Genomic DNA, 14,033 nt, shown 5'->3' with positions numbered 1-14,033 from the left:
CGGGGGCCGCCCTGAAGACCGCTCGGGCAGGACGGAGCGGCCGCTCCCGGCGTTGTGCGGGAGCGGCCGGCGGTGCGGAGGTCAGCGGCGGCCATGCCCGCCCGAGCTGCCGAGTCCGTCGGTGTCGATGCGGCTGGTGCCCTTCTCGACTTGCTCGATGTTGTGGTCGCGGGTGTCCTTCATCATCCGGACCTGGCTGACCGTGGCGTCGGTGATGCCCACCAGTGCGTCGCGGATGGACATCATGGTGTCCTTGGTGGTCTGCCGCTCCTTCTGTTCCTGCGGCTTGGCCTTCTCCGCGAAGTCGCCCTCCGTGCCGGGCCAGCTCACCGTGGGTGCCAGCTCGTCGAGGAACTCCTCGGTCATGCTCCTGGTCAGGGCGCCGATCTCCTCCAGCTGACCGGCCAGGGCCTCGATGCGCTCCGGGTCTGCGTAGTACCGCTGTCCCATCGTCAGTCCTCTCCTTCTTCGCCGAGCGCGTCCCGCCAGGCGGGAACGGCCCGGCCACCGCGTGCCGGGTCCTCCTCGTCCTCGCGCAGCACTTCAGGACCGAAGATGCGCTCCCAGTCCAGTTCGAAGCCCTTCAGCTCCGGCACGTTGCTGCTGGGCTCGGCGAAGGGCGCCATCGCCTGCATCACATGACGGTTCATCTTCAGGCGCGCCGCGTCCGCCGCCTCCAGGACGCTGGCGGCCAGCTCCTGCGGAGACATGTCGCGGTACTTGTTCTCCAGGAACTCGATCCCTGTCAGCTCACCCTGCGGGCCCGACGTGGCACGCACCGCACGGTCGGAGGAGAGCGCCGCGAAGGAAGCCGTCCGCAGCTCGCGCTCGGTGCGCGCGACCGCCTCCTGGGCCGCCTGAAGTTCGGCCATGGCCTTCTCCAGGCGCTTCTCCAGCGGTTCCGTCACGTCCGCTCCCCTCTGTTCCGTCGGTCTCTTCGCGCGTCCGGGCGTCCTGGTCCTGGCGTCCGCCCTGGCCCCCGGCCCATCGACCGCTCCGTCGATCTTGCCTGGTGAAGGCGCCAGTACGAAACCCGGGACCAGGTGGGATTCGTCTCCGCGCCGTGAGAGCGGGCGTCCTGAGCAGCCGTCACCGCCCGATCACGGCCGGGGCGCCGCCCTCCTCGGTGCCCCACACGTCCTCGTCCTCTTCCAGGTAGCCGGCGGAACTGGTGGAGCCGCGTCGCGGCTCGGCTTCTTCCTCGGAGGAGGCGCCGCCGGTGGTCGCCACCCGGGAGGCCGGAGCCAGGAAGGTGTCGCCTTCCTCCTGCCGGTTCCACGGGCTGCGCCGGCGACGCTTGCGGCGCTCGCTCTCCTCCGCCGCGTCGACCAGGACGGCACGCACCCGCTCACCGTTGCCCTTCTCACCGCCCCCACCCATGCCGCCCATGCCGCCGCCCATCGGCATGCCGGGGCTGCCGGGTGTGCCCGGTGCTCCTGGCGTACCGGGCTGGGCTGCGCCGGCGACCGGGGTGCCGGCGCTGCTTGCGGAGCCGTCCGAGAGGGGGTCGACCGCGCCGAAGCCGTCCGTGGAGGGGGAGCCGGTCCCGGAGAGACCACCGCCGAGGCCGCTGGTGCCCGCCTGGCTCCCGCCGATACCCAGGTCGGAGAGCGGAACCTCCCTGGTGGTGGAGCCGCCGGAGGTATCGATGCCTCCGGAGCCGCTCGACCCGTTCAGGCCTCCGAGGTCACCCAGGCCGCTGGACCCGCCCAGGTCACCCAGGCCGCTCGACCCGTTCAGGCCGCCTGGGTCCCCGAGCCCGTCGAGGATACGTGAACTGTCGGTCCCACCGGCCGGGTTCAGGTCGTGCAGGTTCACCGTCTCGGTCCTGCCCTGCGCGTCGGTGACGGTGGCGATGCCGGTGTCCGGGTCGATGATCTGCTTGCTGCCGTCCGGGAAGGTGTTCGCCAGCTGGCCGTTGTCCAGGGCGGTGGTGGAACCGTCCGGGTTGGTCACCGTCGCACCATGGGTGAGGTCGGTGGTCACGCTGGAGCCGTCCGGGCCGGTCATGGTGAACGCCCCGGTGTCCGCGTCGAAGACGCCCTTGCTGCCGTCCGGGAACGTGGTGGCGAAGTCGTCGTTGACGAGCGCGGTGTGCCCGCCGGTCGGAGTCTCCAGGCCCGATCCGCCGGGGTTCAGACGCCCGAGGTCCAGGTCGCTGATCGACTGGGTGGGCAGGTCCGCGTTGATGTCGCCGAGGTCCCCCAGGTCCGTCGGGCCCCCGAGGCTGCTCCGCCCGTTCAGGTCGCCGAGGCTGCCGAGGTTCTGGGTGGTGGTGGTGCCGTCGGCATCGGTGGTGGTGGCCTGGCCGGTCGTGGGGTCGACGACCTGGCTGGTGCCGTCGGGGAAGGTGGTGGTCAGCTTTCCGTCGTCGCCGAGCGAGGTGACCGACCCGTCCGGGTTGGTCACTCCGGTGCCGTTGCCCAGGTCTCGCGTGGTGACGCTTCCGTCCGGGTGGGTGGTGGTGACCAGCCCGCTGTCCGGGTCGAAGGTGCTGCTGCTGCCGTCCGGGAAGTCCGACGTGAGCTTGCCGCCGTCGAGTTGGGTGCTGCCGCCGGTGGGGGTGTCGATGGAACCGCCGGTGACGTTGTTCAGATCGCCCAGGCTGCCGAGGTTCTGGGTGATGGCCCGGTTGGCGTCGTCGGAGGCCCGGTTGGTCCCGCCCGGGTTGTTGCTGAACGTGCCGGGACCGCCCAGGGGCTGGGTTATCGGGGGCGGGGCCGTGGCCCCTTGCTGGTTCCCGATCTCGCCGCCCAGGTTGTTCAGGGTCTCGGTGACCGCCTTGTTCGCGTCACCGGGGCCGCTGTTGCCCGTGCCACCAGGGTTGTTCACGTCACCCAGGCCGCCGAGGCCCCCGCTGCCGGGGTTGTTCAGGCCACCCAGGTCACCGAGGCTCTCCGTGACCGGCTTGTTCCCGTTCAGCAAGTCGTCGAGACCGCTGAGGTTCAGGTCGTTGGCGCCGCCGGAACCGTTGCCGGGGCCGTTGAGGCCGTCGAGGCTCTCCCCCAGGGCCGTTGCCTGCTCGTCGGCCTGGCGCTTGGCCTCATCGGCCGCTGCCTTCTGTTCGGCGCGCAGCTTGTCCGCCTCCGCCTTGTCCTCCGCCCGCTGCGCCTCCGCCTCGGCCCGCAGCTTCTCCGCGTACGCCTTGTCCTCCGCCCGCTGCGCGTTCGCCTCGGCGCGCAGCTTGTCCGCCTCCGCCTTGTCCTCCGCCCGCTGCGCGTTCGCCTCGTCGCGCAACTTGTCCGCGTAGGCCTTGTCCTCCGCAGCTTTCCGGTCCGCCTCGTCCTTCGCGTCGTCCAGCTTCTTGTCCGCGTAGTCCTCGGAGGCCGTACCGGTCGACTTGGGTTCGGGGATGTTGTCGGAGAAGTCGTTGGCCAGATCGAGGAAATGGTTGTTCAGGGCCGACTGCACCTTCGCGGCTGCCGCGCCCAGGTGCTGTTCGACGCCCTGGGTCCAGAGCTTGACCGCCCTGTCGCCGACTTTCGCCCAGTTCGCTTTGTCCGTGAGGTCGCCGTAGTTCATCTGCGGCTCCGTGGGCCCCTGGCTGAAGCCTTCCTTCGGGCGGTGGTAGACGTAGTAGTAGCCTGCACCGCTGCTTGCCATGACCTCCGTCATGCCCACGTTGTTCTGGTTCACCCAGGACGCGAGTTCGTCCAGGACGTAGCGCAGCACCCTGTGCGGGTCGTAGTAGTCGGACTTGGCCCAGTCGAGCCACGCCTGCAGCAGTTCCCTGGCCGCGTTCTCCAGGTAGGTGCGGCCCAGTGACAGAGCGCGCGAGTAGACGGTCTTGCCGGTGCCGGTCTCGCCCTCGGTGCCGGCTGTGGCGTTGAAGGTCTCGACATAACTGTCGTAGTTCTCACGGACCTTCTTCAGCAGCCCGCGGAAGATGTCGGCCGCCTCACCCTTCCAGCTCGCGTCGTCCCGGCTGAAACGGTCCTCCCAGTCCTTCAGCAGCTCGGCGTGCTCCCTGAAGAACTTGGCCGCGTGGTCGAAGGAGGCCCCGGTGGAATTGAAGGACGTCAGGTCCACGATGTTGGCCGCCGGCACACCCAGGTCGCTGAACCTGGCGTCCGTCGTGTTGCCTTCCAGCAGCTTGAGAAGCGCCGCCCGCGGCCCGTTCATGTACCGGGCGAGCGGGATGCTGCTCATCTTGTCCTTGTTGTAGTCCGTGAACTCGTTGCCTCCGCGGACGTCCGCGTCGTGGACGTTGTCGGATCCGGGATGGGCGAAGATGACTTCATCGCCGGCCTTTACACGCCCCTCGAAGACGATGCGGGCCTGCATCATGCTCATCGTCTTGTCGCGGTCGAAGAAATAGATGTCGTAGTCCTCGCCCTTGTTCACGAGGAAGCCGGAGTCCTTGGCGACCAGGCTGAGGTCGAGTTCCTGGATGTCCATGCGGAAGAGCTTGCCGCCGTGGTCGGACCGGAGTGTGTCGAAGATCGTGCTGCGGTCCGGCACGGGATAGCCGGTGATGTGGGTGACCAGGGTGGCCCAGGTGTCGGTCGTAAGGTCCGACTTGTCCTTGAGTTCTCCGATACTGTCCTTGGAGTCTTTGAACGGATCGTCCTCCGCCACCGGGCGCCCTTTCTGGTCGATTGTCGGTCATGTCGGCGCACGGCGCCTTCGTGGGGTGCGCGGCGGAGTGTTCCGCACACGGCGCACCGGGCGCCCGAGGTGCCGGCCGGCACGGGCGCCACGGGCTCAGGTGCTCTCCTCGCCCGTCGTCGTCGATGATCCGCCGGTGAGCGTGTCGACCTCTTCGAAGGTCTGGAGCAGCGTCTGCGCGTCGATCGCGTCGAGGTTCTTGTCCTTCGTCTTGTTCGCCTCGTCGATGGTGTCGGTGAGCGCCGCCTTCAGCTCCTTGAAGAGCTCCATCTGGTCGCCCAGCAGCTTGTCGATGGCCGTGGCGGCCGTACGGATGTCCTCCAGCAGCGCCGGCCCCGAGACCAGTTTCTCCGTGGCCATCTTGCCGATGCGCAGGAGCTGCTTGTCCTGGTCGAGGTTGCCCTCGGTGGTGTGCCCGTCGACGAGAGCACCGAGCGGCCGGATGTCGGAACCGTTGCCGTCCTCGCGGTACTTCTTCGCGGCGGTGTACGCCGGGTGCACCTCGTTGTCCCGGAAGTTCTCCATCTGCTTGAGGTCGAAATGCTTGACGTCGGCCTTCTCACCAGCCATGGGACGTCCTCCTGCGGTTCGGTGCCGGACGGGGGTACGGAGCGCCGGGCGGGCCCCTGCGGGGCCGACGGCCCGGCGGGCGCACGGACGGCCGGGGCTCGCCCTCCGTCGATGCGGAGGGCGAGCCCCGGCCGCGGTCTAACGGGCCCGCACACTGCCCCAGTTGTCGGCGCTCCTGCGCTCGTCACGGGAGTGGTTGTCGTGGATGCTCTGCACCAGCTCGCCGCTGTCGCCGAGGAGCAGCGCCATGTTCTTGGTGGCCTGGTCCCACTCGGCCTGGACCCCGCGGTACATCTGCTGGTCGTCACCCTCCCAGGAGGTCACGAGCGGCCTCAGCTCGTCCTCCAGGTTGTTGAGGGTCGTGATGATCTGCTGGGTCTGGCCCTTCAGCTCCTCGATCGCGTTCCGGACCGTGGAGTACTGCACATCGATGATGCCGTCAGCCATGACATCTCCTCTCGGATGGCCGGGCGCCGGGGCCCGGGCCGCTCACCGGTTCCGGCCTCCCTGCGGGGGCCGGTGCCGCGGGGGTGGGTCAGCGCAGCGCTTCGAAGACGCCCTGGCTGGTCTTGCTGTTGAGTACCTCGGTCAGGTCCTGGTTCTCCTTCGCCAGACGGTCGGCCGAGGTCACGTTCTCCTGGAGCGCCTCGACCATCTTGCTGATCTGGACGACGACCTTCTGCGCCTCGCCGTTCCAGCTCCGGAAGAGCTTCAGCAGGGCCTGACCCTCGTCGCCGCCGACGCCCGAACGCGCGGCGATCTCGGCGACGTTGTTCTGGATCTTCTCGACTGCGCTCCGGGCCGACTCCAGGGAGGAGACACCTCCCAAGCCCTTGGCATAGTCCGCTTTCCTTGCGCCAGTGTCCGCCATGTCGCGCTCCCTTCCTACAGGCCAGTCTTGTCGCACCGTTGCCCCGCCGAGGCTAAAGAGAACCCGGCGTTCCGCGCAACGCGTGTGGGAAAGATTTGAGCATAGGTCAGCTCAGCAGAATCCCTACATGGCAACGAAGTTGTTCCAATGTTTCCGCGGGATGAACCCGCGCCCGGACCTCGGACCGAGGGCGGCCAACTCGCAGCAGGGCAACGCGACTGCCCCGGAAAACGGGCAGCCAAAACAGGCGAACGGTCATCCGGGCCGCCCGTTTACGGGCATGTGCGCGCATCCACGGGATTCCACGGGCAACGGCCGGGGCGAATATCTGAGCTTTATCTGAGGTTCCCACTCGCGTTGGGCCGCGAAAAATCGGCCCTACGGCACGGAGTTATCCGTCTGCCACCTTTTCCATTTCTTCGATGCCGTATACACCTTTTGACCGGATCAGGATGCGGAGTCGGCTACGCCGGGAGCGCCCCCGGTGTCTGCCTTGTCCGCCTCCTGGTCACCCTCCGGCACCTCGGCACCGCACTGCGGAGCCGTGACCCTGGGCTTCGAGGCGCCGGAGGCCGCGGCCGGGTCGAGGTCCGCGCCGGTCGGAAGGGCGGCGAGCAGCGGTGCCGGGACCGAGCCGATGTCTCCCTCCGCGTACCCGAGGGCGGCCAGCGATTCCTTGGCCGGTACGCGGTACTTCACGCCGTTGTCCGCCACCAGATAGGTGGTGCCGGCGTGCGCCGCGCCGCTCGCGTTCAGGGCGCGGACCAGGGCGCCGTGCCCTGGCCGTACCACTGTGGCGTCCGTCCTGACACAGGCAGGGCTCAGCGGCTGAGCGGTGCCCTCCGAGACCACGACCGGGGCGAGCCGGGTCAGCGGGGCCAGGACCGACTTGATGCGGGTGCCGCCGTCGTCGCCGTCCACCTGCGCGCAGAGCGCGGTGCCGCGCGGCGCGGACTGCGGGACCGGCGGCTTGTCCGGCAGTTCCGCGGACCCGGCGGCGACCGAGTCCTTCGCCCGGTGCGTGCGCAGCGCGTCCGCGCCGACGGCGCGCGCCTCGGGCGACTGCCCCTGGTAGGCGTCCTTCTGGGTGGCCGGGTCGCCCAGCACCAGGGCCGCGCCGAGCCGGGTCAGCGGCGCCAGCCCGTCCTTCTGCAGCAGGTGGTAGGTGCTGCCGCCGCCGGGCACGCTGACGTTGAAGACCTGGCCGATCCGGCTGACTTCGCCGCCGAGGGCCGGGCCTTCCTCACCGCGCCCCGGAACCGCGGGCGGTTTCAGGGCGGGGCCGGGCGCCAGCGCGTCGAGGAAGGCCGCCGAGACGGGCATCGGCGTCTCGGAGCCGTAGCCGAGGGCGTTGCGGGCGTCGGAGGCGCGGTCCAGAGGCAGCCTGCTGCCCCGCCACACCAGGTACTCGTCGTCACCCGGGCCGCGTACGAGCACCCCGCGGTCCCCGCCGATGCCTTGGGAGTCCAGCGGCGCCCCGGCGACCACGGTGGTGACCCCCGGCTTGTCCACACCGGTACCGGACACGGCGCCCGACGTGCTGGGCAGCGCCCCGTCAGGACCGGTGACGCACATGTGCCAGGCGCCGCCGTCGAGCTGGCCGGGGCCGGGCACGGCGTCCGGCGCGCCGGGTATGCCGGCCGGGGCCCCCACGGGGACGTCCTGGAGCGAGGCGGTGGCGACGTCCGCGGTCGCCAGGTCGGAGCCTCCGATCAGCCGCGCCGAGGCGTAGTTCCGCACCGGGTGCAGTACGCCGTCGGTGCCGGTCCACAGGTACCGGGCACCGGTGTCGCGGTTGACCACCAGGTGCTCACCGTCACGCCAGCCGTCGTTCCCGCCCGGGCGCAGCAGCCCGAAGACGGTGGCGCCCGCGCCGATCAGGACGGTCACCAGTACGCCGAAGACCACCCCTCGGGTGGTGCGCCCGAGGGGGCTCTCCGCGGCGTCCGGATCGGCCGTCAGCAGACCCGAGCTGAGTCTGCCCATCATGAAACTGTGGGCCTGTACCTGGTCGCGCTTGGACTGCACTGCCTCTCCTCAACAACTCGTTACCCATGTCCCTGCGTGCGGGTGCACTCAGCCGAACAGTCCGCGCAGCCAGCCGAAGAGGCCCGCCACCCACAGGCTGAGCGGCAGCAGCGCGACGGCGAAGAGCGTGTGGGCCAGTTCGGCCGTACGGCCCCAGTACGGCAGCACCCGGCGACCGGGCACTGTCCAGGAGGCGGTCACGAGTCCGGCCGCCGCGGCGAGCAGCACCGCGAAGACCACCAGGCGCCCCTCGCCTTCGCTGTCCACCGCCCAGGCTCGGGCGAGCAGCAGCAGCCCCCAGATTCCGGGCACCGCCAGGGTCAGCCGCTGCCCGGTGTGCACCAGACCGCGGGAGTGCAGGAGCAGCAGCAGGCTCAGCGCGAGTGCGGTCAGTACCTCGGGCAGGTCGGGGTGTTCGGCGAGGACGACCAGGGCGGCCGCGGCGATGATGCCGGTCGCGGCGAAGAGCGCTGCGACCCAGCGCCCGGCCAGTTCGGTGCGTTCGGCGACCTCGTCGCCCGCGTAGGGGTCGATGCCTTCCTGGAGCTGGCCGGCGGAGGACGGCAGGGCGGGCATCCGCATCCCGGCGAGCTTGAAGGCGAACGGTGCCACCGTCCCGGCGGCGAGCGCGACGACCACCGCCACCAGCGCCACCGCGGCCGGTGCGCCCAGGCCCGTGTACCCCATCAGGGCCCCGGCGACGGCGGTGGCCACGGAGACCACCGCGGTAGCCAGCAGGGCCGGGGCGCCGACCGCGGTGACGGCGAGCGCGATGACCGCCCCGCCCGCGCCCGCGGCGCCGGCCGCGAGCAGCCGTGCGCCCACGACCTGCGTGGCGTCCGGGCCGGTCACGTCGCCGCCGGGCAGCACCCAGCCGGCCAGTGCCAGGCACGGGGCGACCAGAAGCCCGAGCGCGGTCGCGGAGAGGCGGTCGCCGACCGCGCGGCTGGCGGAGCCCGCGCCCGCGAGCAGCAGCACTCCGGCCACGGCCGCGCAGGCCGCCCGGGAGGAGGCGGAGCCGGAGACCCCCGGCCAGAAAACCATCAGAAGAGCGGCCGCCACGGTGGCCACCGCTGTGCCCGCCAACAGGCCGCGGGACGCCCCGGGGTGCCAGGTGTGCAGCCGCCGGCCCGCGGTGTCGGCTATCCCGTCCACCAGGTCGTCGAGTCGCGCCTCGGGCAACGCCTCGGTGTGCGGGCGGAGGTAGAGCACCTCACCGTCGGAGAGCCCGGCGCGGGCCAGGGTGGTCTCCTCGTCGAGCGGGGCGTCGCCGAGCCGCTGGAGCACCCAGCCCGCGTGGTCGAGTCCGGCCTCCTCCGCCTCCTCGCCGACGTAACGCAGCAGGGTGGGCAGCAGGTCGGCGACCGGTACATCGGCGGGCACGGCCAGATCAACGGTGACGCTCGGCGCCCGTACGGTCAGGCGGCACGATTCGGCCACCGCACTGTCGGTCATCAGCTGAACTCTCGGCTTCCGTGGAGGCTTTGGCAGAAGGTCTCGCCCCGGGGCGAGGGGATGTGCGAACAGTACGGAAGGTCCGCACGCCCGGGAACGGCTGCCTGGCAAGGAAATTACGTCGGCGCGCCCGGCGACGACCGGTCCCGCGTGGACAGTTCGCGTTCCGTGAATGCAGACTACTGCCTACGACCACCGGGTCGTATTGCGGACCGGACTCACTATCCGGTATGCAATTGCCATCAAGGGAGTTGCTCCTCCCCCATCTGTCCGCCCGAAACATTCACCCGGCGTTCACCGCGCCACGCGGGACCCGGAGAATCAGCGCGGTGCGGTCTTTCCCACTACCGGGTGCACCGGTATTCGGTACGGGCCGGAAAGCCGTAAAACCGGAGGTTCTGTTCCCTTGAGTGTGGTGCTGTTTCGTCGGCCGGCCCGTCGGCGCGGACCGGAGATGCCCGAGGGGCAATTGACCCTCCAGGAGCCGCCGGTCCTCGCCGAGAGCGTGCCGGACACTTCGGCAATATGGACCTATTTGCCGATGGCACTGATGTCGGTGTCGATGATGCTCATGTTCCTGCGGCCCGGCGGCGGGAACGGCGTCTTCATGTATCTGGCGATGGGCGTCATGGCGCTCTCCGCCGGTGCCATGCTGCTGGGTCAGTTGATGCGCCGCTCCAGCGAGCGCAAGCAGCGCCTGAGGGGCGAACGACGCGACTACCTCCGCTACCTGGCGCAGACCCGCAAGCGGGTCCGGACCACCATCGCGGAGCAGCAGCGGGCTCTCGCCTGGCGCCACCCGGAGCCCGGCTCACTCCGCTCGCTGACCCGCACTTCCCGGCTGTGGGAACGCCGCCCGGCCGACGAGGACTTCGGTGAGGTCCGTCTCGCCGTGGGTGAACAGCAGCTCGCACTCACCCTGGACCCGGTCTCCACCCGCCCGGTGGAGGACCTCGAACCCCTCTGCGCGCATGCGCTGCGCCGTTTCATCCGCGCCTACTCCACCATCCCCGACCAGCCCCTCGGCCTCTATCTGCGCTCGTCGGCCCGGATCATGCTGCGCCCCGAGGGGGCACCGGACCAGGAGCCCGCCGTTCCGGGCGCCGCGTCGCCCGGGGAGAGCGGCGGGGCGGAGGGCGGCCGGGCCGTCGACCCCGGCGCCGATGCGGTACGCGCCCTGGTGCGCGCCGTGCTCGGACAGCTCGCGGTGTTCCACGCTCCCGAGGAGCTGTGGCTCGCCTTCTGCGTCAGCGACGAGCGGCGGCCCGACTGGGAGTGGGTCAAGTGGCTGCCGCACACCCTGGACCCGCACGAGGAGGACGGTGCGGGCCAGGTCCGCCGGATCACCTCCGATCTCAACGAGCTGGACGATCTGCTCGGCGCCGAGTTCGCCGAACGCCCCGACTTCGACCCCGACGCACGCCCCGGCCGCGACGAGCCCTACACGGTCGTCGTCCTGGACGGCGTCACGGTCCCCGAGGGGCACCGCTGGGAGGGGCACGGCTATCGCAACGCCCTCGCCCTCGACATCTCCGGGGCGCTCCGCTGGCGCCCCGGCCGCAACACGCTGCGGCTGACCGTCGGTCCCGACGAGGTGAACCTGGTACGCACCGACCGCAGCCGCAAGGAGCGCTCCGTGCCGCTCGGGCGGCCGGACCGGCTCGGCCCGCTCGGCGCGGAGTCCCTGGCCAGGCTGGTCACCTCCCGCCGGATGAGCCTGGGCACCGACATCGCGCAGCCGCTGGACACCGATGTCGAGCTGACCACTCTGCTCGGCATCCCCGACCTGCACCGGCACGAACCGCGGACCCTCTTCGACCGGCACACCGGCTCCGCCCGGCTGCGGGTGCCGATCGCGGTCGGTGTGGACGGCCGCCCGGTGGAGCTCGACATCAAGGAGTCCGCGCAGGGCGGCATGGGTCCGCACGGCATGCTCATCGGTGCCACCGGTTCCGGCAAGAGCGAACTCCTGCGCACCCTCGTCCTCGGCCTCGCCCTGACCAACTCGTCGGAGACGCTCAACTTCATCCTGGTCGACTTCAAGGGCGGCGCCACCTTCCTCGGCCTGGAGGAACTCCCGCACACCTCCGCCGTCATCACCAACCTCGCCAACGAAGTCGCGCTGGTGGAACGCATGCAGGACGCCCTGCACGGCGAACTCATCCGCCGGCAGGAACTCTTGCGCTCCGCCGGCAACTACACCTCCGCCCTGGAGTACGAGCGGGCCCGCGCCGCCGGGGCGGACCTCGCCCCGCTGCCCAGCCTGTTCGTCGTGGTCGACGAGTTCAGCGAGCTGCTCTCCGCCCACCGTGAGTTCATGGATCTGTTCGTGATGATCGGCCGCCTCGGCCGCTCCCTCGGGGTACACCTGCTGCTCGCCTCGCAGCGCCTGGACGAGGGCCGCATGCACCAGCTCGAGAGTCATCTGTCGTACCGCATCGGTCTGCGCACCTTCTCCGCCATGGAGAGCCGCGGCGTGCTCGGTGTGCCGGACGCCTACGAGCTGCCGGCCCAGCCCGGCAGCGGCTACCTGAAGTCCGGCGTGGAGGCCCTGACCCGGTTCCGCGCCGCCTATTCCTCCGGGACGTACCGGCGCCGCACCGGCGCGGTGGTGCAGGCCCGGGTGGCCAGCCAGGTGGTGCCGTGGACCAGCGGCTGGGTGGTGCCGCGCACCCTGGAGCCGGCGGCCGAGCCGGAGACCGAGGAGACCGGCGACGAGGAGGCCCTGCTCGACGTGGCTCTCGACCGGTTGCGCGACTCGGGTCTCGCCGCCCACCAGGTGTGGTTGCCGCCGCTGAGGGAGCCGTCCCCGCTGGACGCCCTGCTGCCCGGCATCGCCCCCGATCCTGACCGGGGCCTCACCGCCGGCGGCTGGCCCGGCGCCGGGGGGCTGCGGGTCCCGGTCGGCCTCGTGGACAAGCCCTTCGAGCAGCGCCGCGACCCGCTGGTCGTGGACCTCTCCGGAGCGGGCGGCCACGTCGCCGTCGCGGGCGGCTCACAGAGCGGCAAGTCCACCCTCACCCGCACGCTGATCACCGCTCTCGCCCTCACCCACACCCCCGCCGAGATCCAGTTCTACTGCCTGGACTTCGGCGGTGGCGGCCTCTCACAGCTCGCCGCTCTCCCGCACGTCGGCGGTGTCGCGGCACGGCTCAACCCCGAGCGGGTGCACCGGGCCGTCGCCGAGGTGATGACGCTGCTCGCCCGCCGCGAGCAGTTCTTCGTGGACCACACCCTCGATTCCATGCAGTCCTACCGCCGCCGCCGGGCCGCCGGGGAGTTCCCCGACGAGCCCTTCGGAGACGTGTTCATGGTGGTCGACGGCTGGTCCACGGTCCGTCAGGACTACGACGACCTGATCCCGAAGTTCAACGAACTCGCCGCCCGCGGACTCAACTACGGCATCCACCTGATCATCACCACAACCCGCTGGGTGGAGCTGTCCGCCCAGGTCCGTGACCAGGCCGCCACCCGCCTCGAACTGCGGATGGGCGACCCGATGGACTCCGAGATCGACACCCGCAAGGCCCGCTCGGTGCCACGCAGCGGCGGCCGGGGCATCACCGCCGACAGCAAGATGCACTTCCTCGCCGGCCTGCCCCGTCTGGACGGCAGCGGCTCCCTCGACGACCTCGGCGAAGGTGTCGCCCACCTGGTCGCCGAAGTCGCCCGGCACTGGTCCGGCGCACCCGCCCCACAGGTCCGGATGCTGCCTCACCGGCTCCCGCTCGCCGAACTACCCGCACCCGAGGCCACCGAGGGCGGCGGCATGCGTCTTCCGCTCGGCATCGACCAGGACTCCCTGGAGCCGGTCTGGCACGACTTCAGCCGTACGCCGCACCTGATCGCGGTCGGCGACACCGAGAGCGGCAAGACCAACCTGCTGCGCCTCGTCACCAAGGGCATCACCGCCCGCTACTCCCCGAGCGAGGCGAAGATCATCGCGGTGGACTACCGCCGCACCCTGGTGGACGCCATCCCGGAGGAGTACCGCATCGGGCACGTGATCTCCCTGGACAACCTCAAGGAAACCATCGAGGGTGCGGCCCGCGCCATGAAGACCCGTGTCCCCGGCGCGGACATCGCACCCGGCCGTATGCGCCAGTGCGACTGGTGGACCGGACCGCGTCTCTTCGTCCTGGTCGACGACTACGACATGGTCTCGGGCAACTCCTTCCAGAGCCCCTTCGAGCCGCTCTTCGAAAACCTCACCCTCGGCTTCGAGATGGGTCTGCACCTGGTCGTCGCCCGCAGCGCGATGGGCGCCGGCCGCGGCCTCAGCGATGCCCTCATCCGCCGCCTCGACGAGGCCAACAACCCCGCCGTCCTGCTCTCGTGCCCGCCCACGGAAGGCCGTCTCTTCGGCAACGCGAAGCCCCTCAACCTGCCTCCCGGCCGAGCCCTTCACATCGCCCGCCGCAAGCCGCGGCTGATGCAGACGGCGCTGGTCGAGGAGAACCAGGGGCAGTAGCCCGGGTTCGCACACGACGACACCCTCCCG

At 70.7% G+C, this 14,033-nt stretch carries 10 protein-coding genes; 2 read left to right on the top strand and 8 right to left on the bottom strand.

Translation table 11 applies throughout. The features are described 5' to 3' along the window. Positions 1-81: 81 nt before the first annotated feature. The 6 genes from OG379_RS31215 to OG379_RS31190 all read right to left on the bottom strand — a co-directional run bounded on the left by OG379_RS31215 (position 82) and on the right by OG379_RS31190 (position 6,049). Positions 82-450, bottom strand: a complete 369-nt coding sequence (locus tag OG379_RS31215; protein ID WP_405666341.1) for a hypothetical protein — start codon at positions 448-450, stop codon at positions 82-84. Positions 451-452: 2 nt separating this feature from the next. After that, positions 453-908: a YbaB/EbfC family nucleoid-associated protein gene (locus OG379_RS31210; protein ID WP_405666339.1), complete on the bottom strand. Its 456-nt coding sequence runs from the start codon at positions 906-908 to the stop codon at positions 453-455. A 181-nt stretch (positions 909-1,089) separates the two neighbouring features. Further along, on the bottom strand, positions 1,090-4,578 hold the full coding sequence (locus OG379_RS31205; protein WP_405666337.1) for an AAWKG family protein: 3,489 nt from the start codon (positions 4,576-4,578) through the stop codon (positions 1,090-1,092). Between the two features lie 126 nt (positions 4,579-4,704). After that, entirely contained in the window at positions 4,705-5,178 is a 474-nt protein-coding gene (locus OG379_RS31200) for a type VII secretion system-associated protein (protein ID WP_405666335.1), read from the bottom strand. A gap of 138 nt (positions 5,179-5,316) precedes the next feature. Then, a complete protein-coding gene (locus OG379_RS31195) occupies positions 5,317-5,625 on the bottom strand; it encodes a WXG100 family type VII secretion target (RefSeq protein WP_362933362.1) in 309 nt (102 codons plus the stop codon). A gap of 88 nt (positions 5,626-5,713) precedes the next feature. Continuing rightward, the gene (locus tag OG379_RS31190; RefSeq protein WP_362933365.1) at positions 5,714-6,049 is read right to left on the bottom strand and encodes a hypothetical protein; all 336 of its coding nucleotides are present in this window, start codon (positions 6,047-6,049) and stop codon (positions 5,714-5,716) included. Positions 6,050-6,176: 127 nt separating this feature from the next. Here OG379_RS31190 and OG379_RS31185 point away from each other — a divergent pair, with 127 nt between their 5' ends. Next, complete coding sequence (locus OG379_RS31185) at positions 6,177-6,392, top strand: hypothetical protein (protein WP_405666333.1); 216 nt, start codon at positions 6,177-6,179, stop codon at positions 6,390-6,392. A 104-nt stretch (positions 6,393-6,496) separates the two neighbouring features. On the opposite strand, the gene eccB is transcribed toward OG379_RS31185, so the two are convergent. Then, positions 6,497-8,077 (bottom strand): type VII secretion protein EccB, encoded by a 1,581-nt coding sequence (eccB, locus tag OG379_RS31180; RefSeq protein WP_405666331.1) that lies wholly within the window; start codon positions 8,075-8,077, stop codon positions 6,497-6,499. 48 nt (positions 8,078-8,125) lie between these two features. Next, positions 8,126-9,532 (bottom strand): type VII secretion integral membrane protein EccD, encoded by a 1,407-nt coding sequence (eccD, locus tag OG379_RS31175; protein ID WP_405666329.1) that lies wholly within the window; start codon positions 9,530-9,532, stop codon positions 8,126-8,128. A 454-nt stretch (positions 9,533-9,986) separates the two neighbouring features. On the opposite strand from eccD, the gene eccCa reads away from it, so the two are divergent. Next, positions 9,987-14,003 carry a type VII secretion protein EccCa gene (eccCa, locus tag OG379_RS31170; RefSeq protein ID WP_405668713.1) on the top strand — a complete coding sequence of 1,339 codons (4,017 nt, stop codon included), beginning with the start codon at positions 9,987-9,989 and terminating at the stop codon, positions 14,001-14,003. The last annotated feature ends 30 nt before the right edge of the window (positions 14,004-14,033 follow it).

The sequence above is a fragment of the Streptomyces sp. NBC_01166 genome (genome assembly GCF_045039765.1).
Lineage (GTDB): Bacteria > Actinomycetota > Actinomycetes > Streptomycetales > Streptomycetaceae > Streptomyces.
This window is presented reverse-complemented; position numbering and strand designations above follow the sequence as displayed.